Origin of the sequence: Aeromonas tecta (genome assembly GCF_000820185.1) — a bacterium.
Lineage (GTDB): Bacteria > Pseudomonadota > Gammaproteobacteria > Enterobacterales > Aeromonadaceae > Aeromonas > Aeromonas tecta.
The window spans coordinates 377,380-397,826 of sequence record NZ_CDCA01000036.1; the positions used below are offsets into that span (position 1 = coordinate 377,380).

The 20,447-nt window shown below is 62.5% G+C and carries 22 protein-coding genes; 4 read left to right on the plus strand and 18 right to left on the minus strand.

Annotation, left to right across the window (positions count from 1 at the left end; all coding sequences use genetic code 11):
- Positions 1 to 30: 30 nt before the first annotated feature.
- The 14 genes from BN1137_RS16715 to BN1137_RS16780 are packed head-to-tail and all read right to left on the minus strand — an operon-like array spanning position 31 to position 13,357.
- Positions 31 to 480 (minus strand): hotdog family protein, encoded by a 450-nt coding sequence (locus BN1137_RS16715; RefSeq protein WP_050719680.1) that lies wholly within the window; start codon positions 478 to 480, stop codon positions 31 to 33.
- Positions 477 to 1,721, minus strand: a complete 1,245-nt coding sequence (locus BN1137_RS16720) for a beta-ketoacyl-[acyl-carrier-protein] synthase family protein (protein ID WP_050719681.1) — start codon at positions 1,719 to 1,721, stop codon at positions 477 to 479. Before BN1137_RS16720 ends, BN1137_RS16715 begins: the two co-directional genes overlap by 4 nt.
- Positions 1,718 to 2,299 carry a DUF3261 domain-containing protein gene (locus tag BN1137_RS16725; protein WP_157433797.1) on the minus strand — a complete coding sequence of 194 codons (582 nt, stop codon included), beginning with the start codon at positions 2,297 to 2,299 and terminating at the stop codon, positions 1,718 to 1,720. Before BN1137_RS16725 ends, BN1137_RS16720 begins: the two co-directional genes overlap by 4 nt.
- A 40-nt stretch (positions 2,300 to 2,339) precedes the next feature.
- Positions 2,340 to 4,760: an MMPL family transporter gene (locus BN1137_RS16730; protein WP_408605552.1), complete on the minus strand. Its 2,421-nt coding sequence runs from the start codon at positions 4,758 to 4,760 to the stop codon at positions 2,340 to 2,342.
- Positions 4,678 to 5,304 (minus strand): outer membrane lipoprotein carrier protein LolA, encoded by a 627-nt coding sequence (locus BN1137_RS16735; RefSeq protein ID WP_232306958.1) that lies wholly within the window; start codon positions 5,302 to 5,304, stop codon positions 4,678 to 4,680. Before BN1137_RS16735 ends, BN1137_RS16730 begins: the two co-directional genes overlap by 83 nt.
- The gene (locus BN1137_RS16740; RefSeq protein ID WP_050719685.1) at positions 5,301 to 5,726 is read right to left on the minus strand and encodes an acyl-CoA thioesterase; all 426 of its coding nucleotides are present in this window, start codon (positions 5,724 to 5,726) and stop codon (positions 5,301 to 5,303) included. The genes BN1137_RS16735 and BN1137_RS16740 overlap by 4 nt, the downstream gene beginning before the upstream one ends.
- Positions 5,727 to 5,767: 41 nt before the next feature.
- On the minus strand, positions 5,768 to 7,339 hold the full coding sequence (locus BN1137_RS16745) for an HAL/PAL/TAL family ammonia-lyase (RefSeq protein ID WP_050719771.1): 1,572 nt from the start codon (positions 7,337 to 7,339) through the stop codon (positions 5,768 to 5,770).
- Positions 7,329 to 9,014 (minus strand): glycosyltransferase family 2 protein, encoded by a 1,686-nt coding sequence (locus tag BN1137_RS16750; protein WP_050719772.1) that lies wholly within the window; start codon positions 9,012 to 9,014, stop codon positions 7,329 to 7,331. Before BN1137_RS16750 ends, BN1137_RS16745 begins: the two co-directional genes overlap by 11 nt.
- Complete coding sequence (locus BN1137_RS16755) at positions 9,011 to 10,774, minus strand: ApeI family dehydratase (RefSeq protein ID WP_050719686.1); 1,764 nt, start codon at positions 10,772 to 10,774, stop codon at positions 9,011 to 9,013. Before BN1137_RS16755 ends, BN1137_RS16750 begins: the two co-directional genes overlap by 4 nt.
- A complete protein-coding gene (locus BN1137_RS16760; RefSeq protein WP_050719687.1) occupies positions 10,771 to 11,337 on the minus strand; it encodes a COG4648 family protein in 567 nt (188 codons plus the stop codon). Before BN1137_RS16760 ends, BN1137_RS16755 begins: the two co-directional genes overlap by 4 nt.
- A gap of 9 nt (positions 11,338 to 11,346) precedes the next feature.
- A complete protein-coding gene (locus BN1137_RS16765; RefSeq protein WP_050719688.1) occupies positions 11,347 to 11,595 on the minus strand; it encodes an acyl carrier protein in 249 nt (82 codons plus the stop codon).
- A 24-nt stretch (positions 11,596 to 11,619) separates the two neighbouring features.
- The gene (locus BN1137_RS16770; protein ID WP_050719689.1) at positions 11,620 to 11,874 is read right to left on the minus strand and encodes a phosphopantetheine-binding protein; all 255 of its coding nucleotides are present in this window, start codon (positions 11,872 to 11,874) and stop codon (positions 11,620 to 11,622) included.
- A 17-nt stretch (positions 11,875 to 11,891) separates the two neighbouring features.
- Entirely contained in the window at positions 11,892 to 12,650 is a 759-nt protein-coding gene (locus BN1137_RS16775) for a lysophospholipid acyltransferase family protein (RefSeq protein ID WP_050719690.1), read from the minus strand.
- The gene (locus tag BN1137_RS16780; RefSeq protein WP_050719691.1) at positions 12,635 to 13,357 is read right to left on the minus strand and encodes a beta-ketoacyl synthase chain length factor; all 723 of its coding nucleotides are present in this window, start codon (positions 13,355 to 13,357) and stop codon (positions 12,635 to 12,637) included. The genes BN1137_RS16775 and BN1137_RS16780 overlap by 16 nt, the downstream gene beginning before the upstream one ends.
- A gap of 261 nt (positions 13,358 to 13,618) precedes the next feature.
- On the opposite strand from BN1137_RS16780, the gene BN1137_RS16785 reads away from it, so the two are divergent.
- Genes BN1137_RS16785 through BN1137_RS16795 form a run of 3 tightly spaced genes read left to right on the plus strand, consistent with a single transcriptional unit; the run spans position 13,619 to position 15,361 of the window.
- Positions 13,619 to 14,011 carry a hypothetical protein gene (locus BN1137_RS16785; protein ID WP_050719692.1) on the plus strand — a complete coding sequence of 131 codons (393 nt, stop codon included), beginning with the start codon at positions 13,619 to 13,621 and terminating at the stop codon, positions 14,009 to 14,011.
- Between the two features lie 18 nt (positions 14,012 to 14,029).
- A complete protein-coding gene (locus BN1137_RS16790) occupies positions 14,030 to 15,112 on the plus strand; it encodes a methyltransferase (protein ID WP_050719693.1) in 1,083 nt (360 codons plus the stop codon).
- A 39-nt stretch (positions 15,113 to 15,151) separates the two neighbouring features.
- Positions 15,152 to 15,361: a hypothetical protein gene (locus tag BN1137_RS16795; RefSeq protein ID WP_050719694.1), complete on the plus strand. Its 210-nt coding sequence runs from the start codon at positions 15,152 to 15,154 to the stop codon at positions 15,359 to 15,361.
- Positions 15,362 to 15,404: 43 nt separating this feature from the next.
- On the opposite strand, the gene BN1137_RS16800 is transcribed toward BN1137_RS16795, so the two are convergent.
- The 3 genes from BN1137_RS16800 to BN1137_RS16810 form a co-directional block, all read right to left on the minus strand.
- Positions 15,405 to 16,154, minus strand: coding sequence for a DNA/RNA non-specific endonuclease (locus BN1137_RS16800; RefSeq protein WP_050719695.1), 750 nt, complete (start codon positions 16,152 to 16,154; stop codon positions 15,405 to 15,407).
- A 529-nt stretch (positions 16,155 to 16,683) separates the two neighbouring features.
- Positions 16,684 to 17,592, minus strand: a complete 909-nt coding sequence (locus BN1137_RS16805; RefSeq protein WP_050719696.1) for a pseudouridine-5'-phosphate glycosidase — start codon at positions 17,590 to 17,592, stop codon at positions 16,684 to 16,686.
- Complete coding sequence (locus tag BN1137_RS16810; protein ID WP_050719697.1) at positions 17,586 to 18,677, minus strand: PfkB family carbohydrate kinase; 1,092 nt, start codon at positions 18,675 to 18,677, stop codon at positions 17,586 to 17,588. Before BN1137_RS16810 ends, BN1137_RS16805 begins: the two co-directional genes overlap by 7 nt.
- A 274-nt stretch (positions 18,678 to 18,951) precedes the next feature.
- Between BN1137_RS16810 and BN1137_RS16815 the strand changes: the two genes are divergently transcribed.
- The gene (locus BN1137_RS16815; RefSeq protein WP_050719698.1) at positions 18,952 to 19,467 is read left to right on the plus strand and encodes an RNA methyltransferase; all 516 of its coding nucleotides are present in this window, start codon (positions 18,952 to 18,954) and stop codon (positions 19,465 to 19,467) included.
- Between the two features lie 164 nt (positions 19,468 to 19,631).
- On the opposite strand, the gene BN1137_RS16825 is transcribed toward BN1137_RS16815, so the two are convergent.
- Positions 19,632 to 20,369, minus strand: coding sequence for a hypothetical protein (locus BN1137_RS16825; RefSeq protein ID WP_050719700.1), 738 nt, complete (start codon positions 20,367 to 20,369; stop codon positions 19,632 to 19,634).
- Positions 20,370 to 20,447 lie beyond the last annotated feature (78 nt).

The window sequence follows — 20,447 nt, forward strand, 5'->3', positions numbered from 1 at the left end:
ACAAAAGCAGTCAAAGTGATAGTTAAAATGCTAGCCAAGCAGTGCTGACAGCTCTTCGTCGCTCGGCAAATAGGTGCTGAGACGGGCCTCGGCGCAGGGCAGATCGCCGCGCAGGATCCGGCATTCGAAACTGGCCATGCCGCCATCTTCCAGCAGGCATTCGGCCTCGATGACGAGCCGCTCGCCGGCTTCAAAGCTAGCCACCTGGCTCTGATACTGGCGGCTGCCGAGCAGCATGCCGATACGCACCGGCTCTCCCCGCTCCCGGCCCCGCATGCCGGCCCAGGCGGCGATGGTCTGGGCCATCAGCTCAAGACCAACCCAGGCGGGCAGCTTACCCTGCTCGTCCAGCAGCAGGCCGTGGCGCGCACCGACCCTTGTCTCGCAGCGCACCCGAGTGCCCTGATAGTCGAGCAGCTTGTCCAGCAGCAGCATGGGCGCCTGATGGGGCAGCAACTCGGCGATGGTGATGTCGTTCATGACGCTTTCCCCTGATGATCCTGGCCGGTGCGCCCCAGCAACAGGCTGACGTTATTGCCGCCGAAGGCGAAGGAGTTGGATAACACCCGGGCAAGGGGCTTGCCTGTATCGGCAGCAGAGGCCGATTGCACCAACGTGATGGACGCCAGCGCCGAGTCTTGTACGCCCCCCTGATGTGGGGGGGGCAGTGCCTGCTCCATCAGCAGGCAGCAGAGCGCCGCCTCTATGGCTCCCGCCGCCCCCAGGGTATGGCCGGTCAACATCTTGGTGGAGCTACAGGGCGCCGTGCTCTCGTCGCCATAGAGGCGGGTCAGGGCCTTGCTCTCCATCTCGTCGTTGAGCCGGGTCGCGGTGCCGTGCAGGTTGATGTAATCAATGTCCGCAGCTTCCAAACCAGCCTGTTGCAGCGCCATGCGCATGGCGGCCTCGGCCCCTATTCCTTCCGGATGGGGGGCCGAGATGTGCCAGGCATCGGAGGACTCACCGGCGCCGAGCAGGGCGAGACTCGCGCACTCCCGGGTCAGCAGGAAGAGGGCCGCCCCCTCCCCTATGTTGATACCGCGCCGCTCGGCTTCGAAGGGACGGCAGAGATCCGTGCTCAGTGACTCCAGGCTGTCGAAGCCGTTGAGGGTCAGCCCGCACAGGCTGTCGACCCCGCCGACGATGACCACATCGGCAAGACCCGCTGCCAGCAGGCGCTGACCGCTGATAAAGGCGCGGGCGCTGGATGAACAGGCGGTGGAGAGGGTATAAGCGGGACCTGTGAGAGCCAGGTATCGCGCCAGAAACTCGCTCGGCGAGCCCAGCTCCTGCTGGCGATAGTCAAACTCCGCCGGCAGCGGCTGGCCTTCCCGCACGGCTGCAACGGCGACCTCGGCCTCGGCAATGCCCGAGGTGCTGGTGCCGAGCACGATGGCGATGCGATCCGCGCCGAATCTGCTCTTGAGCTCATTGAGGGCGGGCTGGATCTGGGTCAGCGCTGCCAGCAGCAGGCGGTTGTTGCGCGAATCATAGACGGCCAGGGCCGCCGGGATGGCAGGCAGTTCGCCGCCCACTCGACCGATCGGGGTGAGCCGGCCATCGCTCAGCTCGGCCCGTTCATGGTCGAGCGGCGTCACGCCCGAACTGTGCCAGGCGCTCAGCGCCGCGGACATGGCTACCTTGCCCTCCCCCAGGGCGCAGACAAGGCCGTAGTCCCGGATATAGCAGGGGGCAACCGGGGAGCTCTTGTTTGCACTCATGGGGCCAGCTTCTCCATCTGTAACTGGTAGTCAAAAGCGTGCTGGATGAGCTGCACCGGCTCGCGCTCCCCGTCGACCTGGCGGTAGTGGATCTCGCTCACCAGCTTGCCATCGAGATCGGTCAGGCGCCGCACCATGCCCTCATCCTCGAGGTGCCAGCCCTCGGGCAGCCTGGCTTGCCAGGTGGCGATGGGCCAGTAGCTCAGCATCACGTCGGCAAGCACCTGGGCCACGGGGGGCAGTGCCGCGCCACCCAGCAGGTTGGACAGCTGCTCGGTGCGAATGACCTCCCCCTCATAACTCACCCGAAACAGCCGGATCCCGCTTGGGGTCAGTCCGACTAAAGTCAGCTTGTGGCCATCGGCCTCCAGCACGGTCAGCAGCTGGTGTTCTCCGCCCTTGCTGTGGGCACTGAGCAGTTGCTGACGGTAGAGGGGTTGCGCCCGCTCCGGGGGCGGCAGCAGCAAGCTGGTGCCCGGGGTCAGGTAGGCGCGATTCTCAGGCGCAGGGGCACTCGCACAGGCGCTAAGTAAAGCGGTGAGCAAGGCGGTGAGCAACAGGGGCAGAAACAGCTTCATCATGGCTCCAAGAGCGCTGGGGTGGATAAGGGTCATGGGATCATCGCCTGTCCAGTACCAGAGGAGAGAGCAGGAAGGCGATAAAGATGCCGCCGCTCAGCACCAGACCGAAGCCCGCGATGGCCGAGGTGTGGCTCAGGGCCAACAGACCGAATGAGAGCTGGGTGGTCAGGTTGGCCAGCAGGATGGCAAACATGGTCGAGCGTTGGCGCATAGGATCCCCGCCGCTGTAGGCGAAGAAGAGGCTGTAGTCGATGCCGATGCCGAAGATGAGGCTCATGGCCAGCACCCCGAACAGGGTGAGCGGTTGGCCACAGGCGGCGAGCAGGCCCAGCCCAGCCCCCAGGGAAAATCCGCTGATCATCAGGATCCGCGCGCCCTTGCGCCAGCCAAAGCGAGCCCAGAGCAGCAGGCCCACCAGGGCGATCGCCACTGCCAGCAGTTCAGTCAGCTTGACCCTGTAGTGGGCAAACAGCTCGCTCCACTGGTTGCGTGGATCCTGCCAGAAGACCCCCTCCTGCCCCTCGGCCAGGGCCGCCACCACGGCCACGTCAGTCACGCCGTTGACCGGCAGCCAGAGCGCGACCCGGCCATCTGGCAAGCCGTGCCACAGCAGCCGACTGCCCTCGCTGACGGGGCTGGCCAGCCAATGTTCAGGAGTCAGAGGATGCCAGGATCTGGGCTCGGCCTTGACCGGCACCCCGGCCTGGTTGAGCCGCGCCACCACCTCGGGCAACAGGTTTGTCAGAGCGGTGTGATCCGCCTGCTGCTGCGCCAGAGAGGGCAGCCACTGGGCCAGCGAAACGAACCCCGTCAGCTGGCCCTGCGCCTTGGCCTCGGCCAGCTTGCGACTCATGGCTTCGAGGCGCTGCAGGGCTGTCTCCCCATCTGCCGCCGTCACCAGGAAGCCGGTCATACCTCCCTGCTGGCCGGTGAGGCGCTGGATCTGCCGCTCCTGTGCCTGTAGCTCAATGGGCAGCGGCTGCAACCGGGCGATGTCATCATCGACTTCCAGTCGGCTCAATCCCGCTACGATCAGGATAAGGCAGAGCAAAGGCACACCCCAGCGCAAGGCAGGCCACTCGCGCCACCACCTGAGCCAGAGCGCCATCGGCACCAGTACGCGGGCCTCCCGCTGGGGCAAGTCACCGAGCCAGAGCGGGAACAGGCAGAGCACGGTAATGAACGAGGCCGTCAGCCCCACCAGGGCGCACAGCGCCATCTGCTGCAAACCGGGGAAGGGAGCGAGCCAGAGCAGACCATAACCGACCAGGGTGGCAAGCAGCGCCATCGAAAGGCTGGGCAGCAAGCGGGCGCGGGTCTGGTGAGGGCTCTCCTGCAAGCCATGCAGGCGCCGCTCGGTCAGGAAGTGGATGCCGTAATCTATGATGCCGACCAGGCTGGAGCTGATCACCAGGGTGAACATGTGCACCTCGCCAAACCAGAGCAGCACGGCCAGTACCCCCCAGGCGAGGCCGACGGCGATGGGCAGCAGGGAGATCCAGAGCGCCCGATACGAGCGAAACGCCAGCCACATCAGCAGCAAGACCCCAATCGTGGAGCCGAGCCCTATGGTGGAGATGTCCTCCTGGGCCAGCTCGCTGGCGTGCTGGCTGTAGAAGAGGGTGCCACGGCGCAGCAGCTCCACCCCAGGGAACTGGGCCTTGAGGCTCTGCTCCGCCTCGTTAAGGCGGCTCAGCAGCTCGGTATTGCGAGCGAGATCGAAGGCCGACAAGTCCAGCTCGGCGCGCAGCAGGAACCACTGCCGCCCCCCCTCGTCCTGGCTCATCAACCAGTCATGGTCGAGGCGCATTGTGCTGGTCATCTGACCCTGCACCCCGGCCCGGGTCAGCAGCAGGGGATCGGATTGCCACTCGGTGCGGGAAACCCCACCGAAGGGGCTGTAGATCTGGCCGAGCACCCACTGGCTCCAGGCCTCCGGGCCTGCGGCCAAGCGGGCACGGCTGCCCTCATCGAGACGCTGCCAAGCATAGTCATAGATGAAGCCTTGCCAGGCGGGAGCGAGCTCTGGCTGATTGGCGCGCACCGCGCTGAGCTCAGGCAGGGCGTTCAGGGCCTTTGCCCACTCCTGCGCCGCGGCGCGGCCGTCCCGCCCCGCTGGCAGGCTCAGCATCCAGACCAGCTGCTTGTCGATCTGGCGTAGCAAGCCTTCGCGCAGGGCCGGATCCAGCGCGGATCGCTCCTCGTGGGGCAGCAGGTCCATCAGGCTGGTGTTGATGCGGCTGTGGGAGAGTTGCCAGCCGAGCAGCGCCAACGCCAGCGCGCTGAGCAGCAGCCAGAGCCAGGAGAGCCGACGCCAGGTCAGCTCGCTCCAGCCCCGGACAAGGGATGCGCATTCAGAAGATGCGGCGGGGTGTTCAGGGAGCAAAATGGGCCTGCTCCTCGGCAGATAGTGGCAGTTGCACCCTCTGCCAGTCAGAGAAGTGAATGCGGGTCTCATCCCCCTGGCGATCGGCGATCACCAGCCAGTCCAGCTGCTTGCCGCCGCTCAGGGTGAGGCTCGCAAACACCTTGTTCAGGGGCGCCGCCAGCGGCGTCAGCACCAGGGTCCAGCCCTGCTCGGTGGAGTGAAAATCGAGGGCAAAGTAGCGGGCCAGCGCCTGCTCATCGGAACCGAACAGGGCCAGCATCATGCTGCTGAATTCCAGTAGCTGGGGATTATCGATCACCTGAACAGCCCCTTGACCCACCTGTTGGCTCATGCGCTGGGCGGTCAGGCTCAAGGCCAGTTCGAAGGGTTGCTGTTGATGCCACCAGAGCCCCTGGCCCCGCGCCAGCAGCAGCTCGCCGCTCGCTTTCAGGGGCTGGGCAAGCCCTTCCACCTGTTTCTCCTGCTCGAAGCGGGCGCGCTGGGCTGGCTCTGCACTCAGCAGTTCGCGCACCTCTGCCTGAGTCATGGGAGTGGCCAATGCCATCCCAGGCAACAACAGCAACAGGCAGGCACAGAGCCAGTCTCCCATGCCCTTCATCAAGACTCGCCTCATTCATCGACCCCCAGCTTGTCGAGCAAGACCCTCGGCGAGGCGAGGCACATCTCGCCGCTCTCCTTGCTCACCGCCACCTGGATGCTGTAGCCCTTGCTGGTACGTGTGCCGCTCTTCGCATCGAACAGCTGGTACTCGATCTTGAGGCGGTTCTGGTATTCGCACAGCCGCGCCTCAACTCGCACCTTCTGGCCAAAACGCAGGGGCGCCATGTACTTGAGGCGCAGATCGATGATGGGCCAGTGATAGCCGGAGGCTTCCATCTGGGGGTAGTTGTAATCGATAGTCTCGAGCAGGGCACAGCGCGCCAGCTCTATGTAGCGTACGTAGTGGCCGTGCCAGGCCACCGCCATCATGTCCACGTCGTGGAACGGGATCTCCACCTCGATGCTGTGGCTGATCATCCAGGGTTCATGCTGCATAAGGGCTCTCCATTTCCATGGGATAGCGGATCATCCAGGATTCACTCTGCATATGAGGTTTCCTTATAGAGATCGTAATGACGCCCCTGCAGGCGGGCGATCAGGGCCCTGAGCTCCTGCTCGAGGGGTCTGTCTTCCACCAGGGCCGGGTGATCTTCTCTCACCGCCAGCACCATGTCGCGCAAGGGTTGGCTCAGCTCCTCCAAAGCGCATTGCTGCAGGCCGAGGCGCAGCTCGACCCCCTGCACCGCGGCCAGCAGGCAGGCGGCCCCCACCTGTTCGGTCAGGGTCAGCACCCGCAGCGCATCCCGCGCCGCTATGGTGCCCATGCTCACCTTGTCCTGGTTGTGACACTCGGTGGAGCGGGAGAAGACGCTGGCGGGCATGGTCAGCTTGAGCGCCTCCGCGGTCCAGGCGGAGACGCCGATCTGCACCGCCTTGAAGCCGTGGTTGATCATGCGACGCTCGCCGCAGGCACCGGACAGGTTGCTCGGCAGGCCGCCGTTGAACTTGCCGTCCACCAGCTGGGCCAGCTGGCGATCGAGCAAGTCGGCGAGGTTCGCCACCGCCGTCTTCATGCTGTCCATGGCCATGGCGATATGGCCACCGTAGAAGTGGCCGCCGTGCATCACGTGTTCGAAGTCGCCATCGATCAGCGGGTTATCGTTGGCGCTGTTGAGCTCGTTTTCGATAAGCTGGCGCCACCAGGGCAGGCTGTCGGCCACCACGCCGATGACGTGGGGAGCGCAGCGCAGGGAATATCTGTCCTGCAGGCGATCGCTGTGGCGCGGCAGCTCGCCGCTTTTCAGATCAGAACGCAGCCAGGCGGCGATGTTCTGCATGCCGGGGTGTGGCTTGGCCGCGAACAGCCGCTCGTCGAAGTGGAAGGCATTGCCCTCCATGGCGACACTGACCAGAGCGGTGATCCGGGTTGCCAGCTGCATCAGGTATTCGGTGCGGGCATAGGCGAGGCAGGCAAGGGCCGTCATCACGGAGGTGCCGTTCATCAGCGCCAACCCCTCTTTCGGGCGCAGCCGCAGGGGCGACACTCCCAATTCGGCATAGACGTCTGCGGTGCTGGCGAGCCGGCCGTCCCGATAGAGCTCACGCTCCCCCACCAGCACGGCGGCCACGTAGGATAGCGGGGTGAGATCGCCGCTGGCCCCGACCGATCCTTCCTGCGGGATGCGCGGGATCAGATCCTGCTCCAGCAGCCAGCAGAGCCGCTCCAACAGCGCAGGACTGACCCCGGAGACGCCCTGTGCCAGGGAGCAGAGGCGGGTGGTCAACACGGCGCGCCCGGCTGTTACGTCGAGATCTTCCCCCAGGCCACAGCCGTGGAAACGGGTCAGGTGCAGAGGCAGCTCGGCCACCAGGGCGGGGGGCACGGCCCGGGTCACGGAGTCGCCGTAACCCGTGGTCACCCCGTAGATGACCCCTTCTTCGGCCAGCAGGCGATCGAGAAAATCTGCGCCACGCTGGATGCGGGCCATAAAGGCAGGATCCGGGTTGAGCACGGGTCTGGCGCGCCCCTCGGCCAGGGCCACGACCTGCTCTATGGTGAGCCTGTCAGCACCGAAGGTGACCTGGGGAGAAGGAGTATCACTGTTCATCATGAGTTAGCTGCCAAAAATAGAAGAAATTGAACCAGTCCAGCGGCGCGCGCAGGCAGTGGTGCTGCAAACGGTCGGCATAGGCCTGCACCCAATGGCGCAGGGCCGCCTCCCGCTCGGCGCGAGGTAGCAGCAGCCGCTCGGCGAAGGGCTCGAAATGGACCCGAAAACGCCCCTGCTCCTTGAGACCGAACATCAGATAGACGGGGCAGGCCAAGACACTCGCCAGGGCGAAGGGCCCCAGTGGGAAGGGCGCTGGCGCGCCGAGGAAATCGGCCCAGACCACCCGTTTCTCCCGGGTCACCGAGGTGCGATCCCCAACGATCACCACCCACTCTCCCGCGTCTATCTTCTCCTTGAGCAGGATGGCGGTGTCCGCCCCCATCTCCTGCACCTGGATGAGATTGATGTTGGAATCCGGATTGACCTGCTTGAGCAGGGCATTGAAGCGAGCCGCGTGGCGAGTAAACACCAGGGCATTGATGCGCACCTGACCGTCCCGAGTGCCGAGCGCCCGGCACAGTTCGAGATCGCCAAGATGGGAGCCAAGCAGCAGCAGGCCACGACCGCTGGCCAGGGCCGCCTTGTGGTGCTCGCGCCCCACCAGTTCGATGTCGGAGAGCGGTATGTCGCCGCGCCAACCCGCCAGCTTGTCCAGCGCAGCCTCACCAAAGCGCAGGAAGTGTCGAAAGCTGGTTCTCGGCTCTGGAGGCAAGGCCACCCCCTGCTCGGCGGAAAAAGCCTCGAGCCGCGCCAGGTACTGCTTGGAGGCCGCCCGCTGGCGGCGTCCGGTCAGCCAGAAGTAACCGATGACGGGATAGAGCAGCGCCTTGAAACCCGCCCGCCCCAGCAGTCGATAGCTGGCCAGCATGATCTGCATGCCCAAGATCGAACCACGCTCAGGGGTACGCGACCAGTGCTGCTTGCCCTGCTGCCAGAGCCGGGCCGGCAAGCCCAGCAGCTTGCGGCAAAGATCCCATAGCAGGCGGCACACCAGCCGGGTGTGCATCCAGGAGATGTCCACATTGTCCTGCCAGAGGCGAAAATGGGAGCTGCCATCCTCGGGGTAGATGACCCGGGTCGGCACAAAGCGCATCGGCACCCCGCGCCAGTAAAGCCGCACCATTATCTCGGTATCAAAATCCATCCGCCGACCGAGGCGCACCTCATCGAGCAGGGCGCAGCTCGCCGCCAAGGGGTAGACCCGAAAGCCGCACATACTGTCCTTGATGGCGAAAGAGAGGGTCTCTATCCAAACCCAGACATGGGTGATGTAGCGGCCATAGAGGCGCCCCTTGGGCACAGAATCATCGTAGAGGGGCTGCCCCGAGACGAGGGCATCGGGCTGGCGTTCGGCCTCGGCCAGCAGACGCGGCACATCGGACAAGTCGTGCTGGCCGTCCGCGTCTATCTGCACCCCGTGACTGAACCCCTGCGCCAGGGCGGTCTTGAGCCCGGTGGTCACGGCGGCGCCCTTGCCGAGGTTGTGGGGGTGGCGCAGCAGGGTAATCCACCCCTTGTGAGTTTCTGTCAGGGCATCCAGCGCCGCGGCGGCCGCGGGTTCGCTGCCATCGTCCACCAGCAGGCAAGGCAGCCCCAGGGGCTGCAGCTCGGCCAACACCCCGGCCAGCGGCGCAGAATGGTTGTAACAGGGGATGATGAGGCAGGGCTTCAGGGGCATAGCCGCACCCGACCGCTGCTGGCATGCTCGTCCCCGAGCCGGTAGCTGAACAGCAGCTGGCCCTTGTCCGCCAGCCAGTTCAGGTGCAGCTCGCACTCCTGGCCCGGTCGCAACGGCCGCTGGAACTTGAGCTGGCTCATGCCCGCGAACTCGCCCGTCAGGCCTGGCAGCTGGCGGCCATAATGCATGGCCCAGTGCACCTGAGTCACCCCAGGCAACAAGGGTGCGCCGGGGAAGTGGCCGCGAAACCAGGGCAAGGCCGGATCCAGGTGCAGGCGCAGCACCAGTACGTCCCCCTGCCAATGCTGTTCGAGCTGTGTGGGAAGTCCGCTGGTTTGTATGGCGTCGACACCATAGTGACTCATCTGCCAAGAGGCGGATTCGGTGGAATTAATATCTATGGAAACCTCATCAAACAGTGCCTTCAACTGCCCCCAGGGGCGCTTCCCCTGACTGTTGAGGGGCAACTCGGTCAGCAAGCGCAGCCGGCGTGGCAAGGCCACCGGCTCGAGCCAGGCCCTCAGTTGCTCGCGCAGGGCGATGAGAAAACGGCCCTGCCCCAGCGCCTGCCACTGGGCCTGCCCCGCGTCAGTCAATACCAGTACGGCGCCAAGCTGTTGCCTGCCCGCCAATGTCAGCGGCAACACGGCCGCCGCCACCACCCAGGGCAGGGCCTGCAGCCGCGCCTCTACCTCATCGAGGGAGATCCGCTTCTCTTCAATTTTGACCACCCTGTCCCCGCGCCCCAGTAGATGAAAACCGGACTCGCATAGGCGGATACGATCGACGCAGAGCAGAGGCTTGTCATCAGGCAGGTAGGGGGAGCTCAGCAGCAGCTGGTCCTCTGCCCCCAGCGCTATCTCTATGCCCGGCATGGGCTGCCAGGGGGTGTCGGCTTGCGGGCTCTGGCGCCAGGCGATGCCGCCAGTCTCGCTGCTGCCAAACACCTCCACCGGCAGTTGGCCAAACAGCCGCTCGCTTTGGTGCGCATCCGCCAGTGCGAGGGGGCCGCCGGAGGAGACGATCAGGGTGCAACCTTGGACGGTAATCTCTGGATCGAGCCGACCGAGGAAGGCTGGAGAGGCGATCAGCGCCCATCGACCAGGCTGGCGCTGCAACTGCTCGGGGTAGAGGGTCAAAGTGCGGGCAAAGGGCACCCGCAGCACCAGGGGCAACAAGATGCGAAACAGCAGACCATAGATGTGCTGATGGCTGACGCTCGCCAGCAGGTGAGCCCCGGCGAGCCGCTCGCCCCAGAGGCTGATCAATACCCTCAGCTCGGCATCGAGCTGATACCAGGCCTTGGGAATGGCCTTGGGCTCACCGGTGGAACCCGAGGTGAACAGGGTCAGCTGCAGTGCACCAGGCGCCGGCCAGCGCCGGGCGTTTGCCTCGGCACTGGCCGCCAGCGGCAGTTGCAACCAGGGGTGGCCAAGCTCACCCAGTGCCTCACTGTCGGTCAGGATGCCGTCGAAATCGTCACTCTGCTCGGCCAGGGCGGCAGGGCGCTGATGGCCGGGCAGGATGGCCTCCCGCCCCGTCAGGGCGCAGGCGAGCAGGGCCTGTGCAAACAGCAGGCTGTCTTCGAAGCAGAGCGCCCAGCGCCGGGCCGGCAGCTGTGCCAATTGGCTAGCCAGCGCCTCGGCGCCAAGGCGAAGGCTACCGAACGTTGCGTCCCCCCGGGGGCCGAAGGCCACTGGCTCGTCGTCGGCTCGCCCCCAGATGGCAGCGAGCAGGTTCGTTGGCCCCCTCATGATACAAAACGCCGTTTAACCTGGCAGCGCACCAGATACTCGCCCCCCATCAAGATGCCCATTAACAGGTAGCTGACCAGACCGTTGTAGAGGCTCCAGATCGCGAGATCCCCGTGCCAGATAGTAGCGGCAGCCAGGCCGCCGTTGAGCACGAAAAAACCACACCAGACTTGGGTCACGGTGCGGGTGTAGCGCACCCCGGCGGGAGGCAGCTCGGGGTCGGTCAGGCGGGCGAGACGCTCCACCAGGCTCATGGGCTGAGTCAGGCTCCAGCCAAACAGGCAGAGCAGCGCCAGGGAGACGGCAAGGGGGTAGTAGAGCAGCCAGTGCTGGGCCGAGAAGAGGGCACTCAGTCCCGTCAATAGCAGGCCGACACAGGCCAGCAGGCGGCCGAGCAGCAACCACTCGCGCACCGGGGCAACCCCGGGCAAGAGGCGCAGGGAGAAGGTCACCAGCAGAATAGCTAGCAAGGCGGAGCCGCCCCAATGGGTCAGGCCCCAGTAGACGGCAAGGGGATAGAGCAGCAGCAGGCCGCCCGCCAGCAGGGAGAGCAGGCGCATCATGACAGCAGATCAGGCATGGTTCATCAGGCGATCGACCGCATCGACCACGTCGGCGACGCTGCGCACCGACTTGAACTCCTCGGGTTTGATCTTCTTGCCGGTGAGTTTTTGCAGGTGCACCACCAGATCGATGGCATCTATGCTGTCGAGCTCCAGATCCTGATAGAGCTGGGCATCCAGGGTGACGGCGTCTTCATCCACCTCGAACAGCTCGACCAGGGTTGCCTTCACCTTGGTAAAAATGTCGTCTTTATTCATCACGATATCTCCTCGATGGCGGGATCAGGCCTGAGACTGGATCAGGGCAACCAGGGCCTTGACACTGGCAAAGTGACGACGGGTATTCTCGTCATCGGCGGAGAGCACTATGCCGTAGCGGCCCTTGATGGCGAGCCCCAGCTCCAGCGCATCGATGGAGTCCAGCCCCAGACCATCGCCAAACAGGGGAGCCTGGCTGTCAATGTCATCCGGGGTCAGGCCTTCCAGATTCAGGCTGTCGATGATGAGTTGTTTTATCTCTTGTTGCAGGTCTTGCATTGCTCTTCCATAGGCTGTCATGGGGTCCCGGATTGCAGGACCCGGGTAAGAAACCGGGTTAACTGGCGAGCGGCCAGTGCGCTGCCTTGCTCGCCGTCGACCAGCTCGGCGGGAGTGATCTGCGGCAAAAATTCCAGGGTGAAGCAGGGCTTGTTCTTCGGGGTTTGGAACCACTTGTCCTGCTTGGTGAGGAAGCGCTCGCTGCAATGAATGCGCACGGGCTGCAGCGGCACCTGGCCACGCAGTGCGAGCTGGGCCGCACCTCGCTGCAACCGGACTGGCTCACCCGGCATGGTGCGGGTGCCTTCCGGAAAGACCAGCAGCAGGCCCCCCTGGCGAACTCGATCGATGCAGCGCGGCAACAGCTGCTGCGCGTCCCCATTGGGAATGTAGTCGGCGGCTCGCACCACGCCACCGAGAAACGGATTATGCCATAAAGCCCGCTTGACGATGCAATCGCACACCGGCAGCTCGGCGGCCAGGATCACATAGTCGAGCAGGCTCGGGTGGTTGGCCACCACCAGGGCGCCGCGCAGGGAGGACGGCATGCCGCTCACCCGATAATCAAGCACCCCCAACCCCTTCAGCATGCCCATGAACAGGCGAAAACTCTGCTTGATGCTAGCCTGCGCCAGGATGCGACGCCGCTCCCCCCGCAGGCAGAGCGCCAGCAGCGGAAACCAGCAGAGGCTGAGCAGCAAACCGCCAATGCCAAACAGGGCAAAACCGAGGGCGGTACCGATCAGCCGCCAGAGCCGGTTCAACAGCGCCGCCATACCCACTCCTGACGGCCGTCGCCCAGCAGACAGATTGATTGCTGTAACAGATGCGCTCGCCAGAATGCCAGCGGCTGGGGCAACTCGGGAGAGTGAGTGGCAACCCCTTGTCCCTCGCAGTGCCAGCGCTCGCCCTTTGCAGCCTCTTCATTGCCCAGTACCAGCGCCAACGCATAAGGCGGCGTGGCAGGGAGCCAGGGGTGATGAAAGGCCGGGATCTCTCCTTCGAACGCCACCAGCAGTACCCGTTTATAGCCGGCGTGCAGGTTGGCGATGGCCTCGGTCAGTCCCGCCATCAGGCTCCCCTCTCCTGCCGCGATGGAACTCATGGGCAGCGCCGCCTTGCCCTGGATGGAGCAGAGCCCGGCCGCCGTGTTGTGCACCGACATGGAAAAATCCGTGGGAGAGAGGGGTTTGCCCGCCGCCAGGCCCTGCAGCAGCGTCATGGAGCGAGCCAGCTCACCGTGGCGGCTGACGAAGATGGCGTTGTCGATGGGATGGCGGGTCAGCATCTCCAGACCGAGCTGCACCGCGAGGCGGGCACCGGCACTGAGACGGCGGGCCATCATCATGGGGATCAAGGGGGTGGCAGGCAGCGCGGGAATGGGCTCGGGCCACCGCGCCGCTTTGGCCCATAGCTGCCATTGACTGGCTTGCTCCAGTCCAGGAGAGAGCGCCTGCGCATCAAGGAGTGAAAATGAGAGCATGATAGCGGCGTTCTGTCCTTTTTCGGCGCGAGAATTCTTTACATATAATAAATGACTTGCTCAATATCGGCACGACAAAAACATGAGCAAACAATAGCCAATCCGTTATGACTATTAATTTTTTGGCATAATAACATTATTTTTTTAAAAAAGTAGATCCCCTCACATATAACTTATTGCATCAAATCATATTTTATTGAAAATACCCTGGCGGTGATGTCTCATCGCCTTGCCTCTTGAATTTAGTACCGGAGAAAAATAATGAATTGGATCACAAAATCGGGTTTGGTACTCGGCACACTCCTGCTCGCAGCCTGCTCTACCAGCAAACCAGTCCACAATCTTCCTGCCAATCAGGTGAATTTTAACTTGACCGAAGAGCAGGTGGGTAATGCCATCATCAATGGCGGCATCAGCAAGGGCTGGGTGATGAAAAAAGAACAACCAGGCGTGATTCACGGCCAATTGAATGTACGCAAACATCAGGCTGTGATCAATATTCCGTACACTGCTCATGATTATTCTATCAATTATGTCAGCAGCATCAATCTGGATGACGATGGCAAAGGCAATATCCATCGCACTTATAATCGCTGGATTGTAGGTTTGAATCAGGCCATCCAGACTGAGTTGTCCCGCGCCAGCACCAAATAACCAGAGACGGGATCGCCATTGAAACACTATCAGTGTGAGCAATATAACGCCCTCGATGCCATCAGCCAGGCCCAGCGTATCGCCTTCGCCCCCATGTTGTTCCAGGCAAGCTGGTGCTTGCGCGAAACCGGCGTGCTCACCTACCTGGAGAGTAGGGGTAAGGCCGGCGCCACCACAGCCGACATAGCCCGCCATTGCGAGCTCAGCGAATATGCGGTGTCTGTGCTGCTGGACATGGGACTGGGAGGTGGTGTCTGTCATCTGGCCGGGGAGCAGTATGTGCTCGGCAAGGTCGGTAAATACCTGCAAAACGACCCCATGACCCGGGTCAACATGGACTTCACCCAGCACGTCTGTTACCAACCCCTGGCTCACCTGCTCGATGCCATTCGCGAGGGCAAGCCAGAGGGGCTCAAGGTGTTCAACCCAAACTGGGAGACCATCTACCCCCATCTGGATGAACTACCCGAACCCGCCCGTGCCAGCTGGTTTGCCTTCGATCACTTCTACTCTGACTGGGCGTTCCAGCAGGCGCAGGATCATGTGCTGCATTATGAGCCACGCAGCCTATATGATGTGGGTGGCAACACCGGCAAGTGGGCCATCTCCTGTGCGACCCGGGATCCCGCACTCAAGGTCACCATCCTGGATCTGCCCGAGCAGATCGCGCTGGCGCAACCCAGAATTGACGCAGCCGGGCTGACGGAACGGGTTCATGGCCATGGGGTCAACATGCTGGAGGCCGAGGGTCATCTGCCCGGTGAGGCAGACATCTGGTGGATGAGCCAGTTCCTCGACTGTTTCAGTCACGAGCAGATCGTCGCCATCCTCAAGCGCATTCGCCGACACATGAAGCCAGGCGCCCGGGTCTGCATCCTCGAGCTGTTCTGGGACAGGCAGAGCTTCGAGGCGGCCAGTTTCAGCCTCAATGCCACCTCCCTCTATTTCACCGCCATCGCCAATGGGGACAGCCGTTTCTATCACTCCAAGCAGATGTACCAGTGCTTGCGGGAAGCGGGTTTTCATGTGGAGGCCGAGCACGAGATCCCGGGTCCGGGCCACACCCTGCTGGTTGCCCAGCCACTGCCGACGCGGCCATAATGGCCCATCGACATGGATGGCATACAAAAGGAGTGGCCCATGATGCGTAACGGCAGGGTTCTGCTGACACTGGCTCTGGTGCTGGGTAGCGCGGCTTGTACCCATATCAAGGAGGCGGGCAGGACGGTGGGCCATACCACCCGGGACGTGACCCGCGAGATTGGCCACACCACCCGGGATGTGACCCGCGAAATCGGCCATGGCACCCGGGATACCGTCAACAAAGTGGGCGACGAGATAAACAAATGACAACAGGGGCCTCGGCCCCTGTTGTGTTATCCATGGCTCAATCTCACCACATTGCCATCAGCTGGGATTCCATGGCCTCTTCCTGTTCATCCGGCAAACTGGTGAAGAAGTCGAGTCCTGTCTGCTCTTCCACCGCATCCACAGTCACTATGTAGTCCGCCAGCTTGCTGGACGGAATATTCTGTTGCGGCAGTATGAAGGCGATGGCCTCCTGATTCGCCACGTCCATCACTACCCGGTAATAGGCATGGGGCACGGTCACACCGTTACCGATGGAGGCGTCCGAGTTGGTGAAGATGGGGCCGGTGATCACCTGGACATTCTTGTAAGCGATGGCCCACTGGCGGGTCTTCTCCTCCAGGATGCGCCAGGCGCCCTGATTGAGCGCCGGCAGCTGAGGCGTCATGTTGGTCAGCAGGAAACTCTGCTTCATGGTGGTCGCGCTGGTGCGCATGTCTGCCGCGGGTGCCTGATGTCCCCTGTCATAACCGGAGCCCTTGTAGTCCGCCAGAGTGGCGCGGAACTGCACCGGCACCTCCTTGTCCTCGGCAAAAGCGTCCTTGCGCGGCACCTGACCCTGGGCGCTGGCCGCCGTCATCCGATAAGAGACCCAATCAGAGACTTTGGTGTCGTAGTTGTAACCGGCGGCATAACCTTCCCGGCACAGAAGCTGACTGGATTGGCTGGGCACCCCCAGGGTCACGTGATCCTTGCATTCGAAGCCCGCCGCCAGGGTCGGGAAAGCGCTGAGAGTAAATCCGATTGCCAGAACTAACTTATTAATATTATTCATTATTATGCCACTCCTTTGGTTAGGCGGAGTGATTTGACACCAGGTCGGATGAGCGAGGCAATCGGCTATTTTACGAGCATGTTGTAAATGTGAAGATCCCGGCAATTTGACCAAAAACCTGCGCACAGGTGGGGGATTGTCATCGGGGTGTCATTGTGTTGAGCTGGTAACTTTATCTCTGTAATCAAACAGATATACATGACATTCTATTTTTGAAGGAAATACTGGCGGGACCCTGCGGGAAACAGCACGAAGAAATAGGAATGCTTAAATTAGCCACTGATGATGTCGAAATAAGAGCCGCTCGATCAGGCCGTGCTCATGGAATAAGCGATCATTAAATACACAACTGCGCTCGCGCATTATTATTTCGTATATTTGATACATCATTAACTTGTATATAAACGCTTGCCAACGACGGCATCCAGCGCGACGGCAATCCCGATTTCTTCATAGAAACTCGGCGTCGCTATAAAAAAGAGGGCCCAAGGGCCCTCGCTTGTTTTCAACCATTCAGGCATTCAACCCATCACAGACTGGCGGCAATCTTTGCCCCCAAGGCGGCATTGTTCAACACCAGCTGGATGTTGGCCGCCAGGGAGTTGCCGCCGGTCAGCTCGCACACCCGCGCCAGCAGGAAGGGGGTGGACTCCTTGCCCTTCACCCCCTGCTCGTCGGCTTCCTGCAGCGCCTGCTTGATCGCGGCATCGATGTCGGCCTTGGGCATGGCAAATTCGGTCGGGATGGGGTTGGTCACCACAGCGCCACCGGCCAGTCCCAGCTCCCACTTGAGGCGCAGCGCCTCTGCAATCGCCGCCGGGGTGTCGAGGCGGTAATCCACCTTGAAGCCGCTCTCGCGGGTGTAGAAGGCGGGCAGCTCCTCGGTCTGGTAGCCGATGACCGGTACGCCCTGGGTCTCCAGGTATTCCAGGGTCAGGCCGATATCCAGAATCGACTTGGCACCGGCGCAAACCACGGCTACCGGGGTCTGGGCAAATTCTTGCAAGTCAGCCGAGATGTCGAAGGTCTCCTGGGCACCGCGATGCACCCCACCGATGCCGCCGGTGGCGAACACCCGGATACCGGCCATGGCGGCGATGATCATGGTGGAGGCCACCGTCGTTGCCCCCAGCCCCTTGTTGGCCAGCACGAAGGGGATGTCGCGACGGCTGCACTTGGTGGCAGCGTGACCAGCCTTGCCCAGCGCCTCCAGCGCCCCCGCATCCAGCCCGACCTTGAGGCGACCATCCAGCAGGGCTATGGTCGCCGGTACGGCGCCGTTGTCGCGCACCACTTGCTCTACCTGACGCGCCGTCTCCACGTTCTGCGGATAAGGCATGCCATGGGAGATGATGGTGGACTCCAGTGCTACCACTGGCTTGCCAGCGGCCAGGGCCGCAGCGACTTCGGGTTGGATATCGAGATAAGCGTTCAACATGGGTACTCCTCCAGCATGCGTTCAACGGCGGCCTTGGACAGGCCAGAAAAAACGGTATCGGAACAATTGACGGTGAGGGCGGCGCAACCGAGGGCGAAGCGGGTAGTTTCGGCCGCCCCCTGCTCCAGCAGCCAGGCGTGGGCCAGCCCCGCCATGAAGGCATCACCACCGCCGGTCACATTGATGACGGGGCTACCGAGCACGGGCAGATGGCCCTGGTGCTCCCCGTCGCTATAGAAGACGCCCTGATCTCCCAGGCTCAGGAACAGCCGCTGCACCCCGGCGCGGTGGAACCAGGCTGCCGCCATGGGCCAGGTATCGGGCCCGGCGATGGTGAAGCCGCACAGCTGCTCGGCCTCGCTGCGATTGGGTTTGAGGGTGTGGATCCGGTGCAGCCAGGGGCGGATCTTCTCCACCTTGGCCACCGAGACGGTGTCGACGAAGATGATGTGCTCGCCCTGGCGCTCGAACAGCCAGTCCAGGGTGTGAGTGGCGAGGTTGGTGTCGAGCACCCAGAGGCTGGCCGCCCCCAAAAAGCCGCTCAGAGGCGCGAGCCGGGCCGGGGTCAGCTCGTTGATGATCCCCATGTCGTTGACGGCGCAGCTCATCTCGCCGCTGCCATCGTGCAGGCTGAGATAACAAGAGGTTGACTGCCCTTCCAGCACCAGCACCTGGCGCACATCGACCCCGGCCCGCTGGCTCACCTCAAGCAGGTGATGACCATATTGATCGTTACCCACCGCGGTCAGCAACCGGGTATCTGTGCCGAGCCGTGCCAGGTTCTCGGCGATGTTGCGCCCCACCCCACCGGCCGAGGTCCGTACCCTGCCGGGGTTGGAGTCGCCGATGCGCAGGTTGTCGTGGCTGGCACCGCAGATATCCATATTGGCACCGCCGATCACCACGGCGTAGGGGCCTTCGCGCAGCACATAACCCCGCCCCTGCACATAACCCTGTCGCATCAGGCTGGAGATGTGACTCGCCAGCGCCGAGCGGCTGATGCCGAGCCTGTCCGCCAGATCCTGTTGGGCAATCATGGGATCCTGGCGCAGCAGGGCAAGGATCTCTTGTTCACGTTCCGTCATAGACAAACATCCAGTTACAAACGTTTGTCTATTATTGTCCGCAAAGGTTTTCCCGCCATCATTTCGTGCAGAAAATGTCGACTCTCCCACAAAAAATCGCAGCGCCCTGGCTTGCTGGTGAAAAAACGGTATTGATTGAATCTTGCACAGCGATTCGCACCAACCGAAGGCTCCCTCGTCCATGTCCGATCTTGCTGGTGCCGAGACGAGTCATGGGCAAACGTCAGCATGAGGGTATAATGCGCGGCCGCCGTAAAGAGGAAAGGAGCGCGAGATGAAAGAGTCGGATGACAGCTGTGTAGAATGGGCCAATCCCACGCCATCAAAGCACCAAGAGCCGGCGTTTTGCTGCGTCGGCCTAGTCAATCCCAAGTCACCGGAAAACGTCGGCGCCGTGATGCGGGCCGCGGGCTGCTACGGGGTGGATGAGGTCTATTACACCGGCAGCCGCTTCGAGCTGGCGCGGCGTTTTGCCACCGACACCAAGCAGATGGTAGAGAAGATCCCGCTGCTCGGGGTCGACGAGCTGCTGGATTTCGTCCCCGCTGGCTGCACCCCGGTACTGGTGGATCTCATCGAGGGCGCCACCTCGCTACCGGACTACGTGCATCCCGAGCGGGCCTTCTACATCTTCGGACCTGAGGATGGCACCCTGGATCCCGCTAGCTTCAAAGCCGTCAAAGAGGTGATCTATGTGCCGACCCGAGGCTGCATGAACCTGGCCGCCTCGGTCAATGTGATCCTCTACGATCGATTGGCCAAGCAACTGCGCAGTGAACAGGTGAAGTAAACGGGGAAATAAAGATGTCATTTATGTCGCCATGTTCCAGGGCTGCATGAACCTGGCCGCCTCGGTCAATGTGATCCTCTATGACCGATTGGCTAAGCAACTGCGCAGTGAACAGACGAAGTAAACGGGGGAGTGAAGTGAAGTAGCGGGCGATGCCAAGGCCGCTACTTGCGCACCCTGGATTCCTGCTCCTTGATAAAGTCGCGATAGTAATCGTAGAGCTGGTTTTGGCGATAGATCTCGGCCAGGGCGCGACTTCTTAACAGGCGTTGCATGCCGGGATCCCAGAGCTGGCGTAGCCGCTCCCCCCGCGGCGTATCGGCGAAGATGGGATAGGTCGGCACCCAACGCAGGAAGATCCGGGTCATGTCGGAGGGGATCTCCCCCTTCGGGTAGAGTACGCCGGCGGTCAGGTAATAGCGGTAGCGCTCCTTTGCCAAAAGTTGCATCGCCATGGCGTGATTGTCTATCTCGTGCCAGCGCATGGGCACGGGAATGAACTTGTCAAAGGCCCAGCCCCGCAGCCACAGCACATCCTGCTCCTGCAAGCTGTTCTCACCGGCCCAGTGCGGCAACCACTTCTTGAGCATCAACACGGTCACATCGTCGGCCGAGGCCGGGTAATCCGGCTGATGTACCCCCTGCACTTCCCCCTGATAGACCCCCATCGCCATGTCGCCGCCTTTTTGGGCGACCACAGCCAGCGCCCGCTTGTAGGGCACTATGTGCGGATGGATGCGATAGCCTTCGGGTTCATAGATGGCGCGCACTATATCCAGATAGACGCCACTGCCATCGGGCTGACAGAAGCCGGGCCAGTCATCGCAATAAACGTGAATGAGATTGGCCCGAGTGGACCAGGAGAGCAGCAGGCAGCAGAGCAGAAGCAGCGGACGAACCATGTAGCAGTATTTCCTCGGTGGCGGCGCTGCCTGCTCAAGATAACAGACCAGCTGCACGTTCAAGCCTTAACACATCAT

What these genes read in the sequence shown, in the direction of transcription:
- BN1137_RS16715 (WP_050719680.1), bottom strand. Translation starts at nt 480, where the DNA reads ATGAACGACATCACCATCGCCGAGTTGCTGCCCCATCAGGCGCCCATG.
- BN1137_RS16720 (WP_050719681.1), bottom strand. Translation starts at nt 1,721, where the DNA reads ATGAGTGCAAACAAGAGCTCCCCGGTTGCCCCCTGCTATATCCGGGAC.
- BN1137_RS16725 (WP_157433797.1), bottom strand. Translation starts at nt 2,299, where the DNA reads ATGAAGCTGTTTCTGCCCCTGTTGCTCACCGCCTTGCTCACCGCTTTA.
- BN1137_RS16730 (WP_408605552.1), bottom strand. Translation starts at nt 4,760, where the DNA reads ATGAGACCCGCATTCACTTCTCTGACTGGCAGAGGGTGCAACTGCCAC.
- BN1137_RS16735 (WP_232306958.1), bottom strand. Translation starts at nt 5,304, where the DNA reads ATGAGGCGAGTCTTGATGAAGGGCATGGGAGACTGGCTCTGTGCCTGC.
- BN1137_RS16740 (WP_050719685.1), bottom strand. Translation starts at nt 5,726, where the DNA reads ATGCAGCATGAACCCTGGATGATCAGCCACAGCATCGAGGTGGAGATC.
- BN1137_RS16745 (WP_050719771.1), bottom strand. Translation starts at nt 7,339, where the DNA reads ATGAACAGTGATACTCCTTCTCCCCAGGTCACCTTCGGTGCTGACAGG.
- BN1137_RS16755 (WP_050719686.1), bottom strand. Translation starts at nt 10,774, where the DNA reads ATGAGGGGGCCAACGAACCTGCTCGCTGCCATCTGGGGGCGAGCCGAC.
- BN1137_RS16760 (WP_050719687.1), bottom strand. Translation starts at nt 11,337, where the DNA reads ATGATGCGCCTGCTCTCCCTGCTGGCGGGCGGCCTGCTGCTGCTCTAT.
- BN1137_RS16765 (WP_050719688.1), bottom strand. Translation starts at nt 11,595, where the DNA reads ATGAATAAAGACGACATTTTTACCAAGGTGAAGGCAACCCTGGTCGAG.
- BN1137_RS16770 (WP_050719689.1), bottom strand. Translation starts at nt 11,874, where the DNA reads ATGCAAGACCTGCAACAAGAGATAAAACAACTCATCATCGACAGCCTG.
- BN1137_RS16775 (WP_050719690.1), bottom strand. Translation starts at nt 12,650, where the DNA reads ATGGCGGCGCTGTTGAACCGGCTCTGGCGGCTGATCGGTACCGCCCTC.
- BN1137_RS16780 (WP_050719691.1), bottom strand. Translation starts at nt 13,357, where the DNA reads ATGCTCTCATTTTCACTCCTTGATGCGCAGGCGCTCTCTCCTGGACTG.
- BN1137_RS16785 (WP_050719692.1), top strand. Translation starts at nt 13,619, where the DNA reads ATGAATTGGATCACAAAATCGGGTTTGGTACTCGGCACACTCCTGCTC.
- BN1137_RS16795 (WP_050719694.1), top strand. Translation starts at nt 15,152, where the DNA reads ATGATGCGTAACGGCAGGGTTCTGCTGACACTGGCTCTGGTGCTGGGT.
- BN1137_RS16800 (WP_050719695.1), bottom strand. Translation starts at nt 16,154, where the DNA reads ATGAATAATATTAATAAGTTAGTTCTGGCAATCGGATTTACTCTCAGC.
- BN1137_RS16805 (WP_050719696.1), bottom strand. Translation starts at nt 17,592, where the DNA reads ATGTTGAACGCTTATCTCGATATCCAACCCGAAGTCGCTGCGGCCCTG.
- BN1137_RS16810 (WP_050719697.1), bottom strand. Translation starts at nt 18,677, where the DNA reads ATGACGGAACGTGAACAAGAGATCCTTGCCCTGCTGCGCCAGGATCCC.
- BN1137_RS16815 (WP_050719698.1), top strand. Translation starts at nt 18,952, where the DNA reads ATGAAAGAGTCGGATGACAGCTGTGTAGAATGGGCCAATCCCACGCCA.
- BN1137_RS16825 (WP_050719700.1), bottom strand. Translation starts at nt 20,369, where the DNA reads ATGGTTCGTCCGCTGCTTCTGCTCTGCTGCCTGCTGCTCTCCTGGTCC.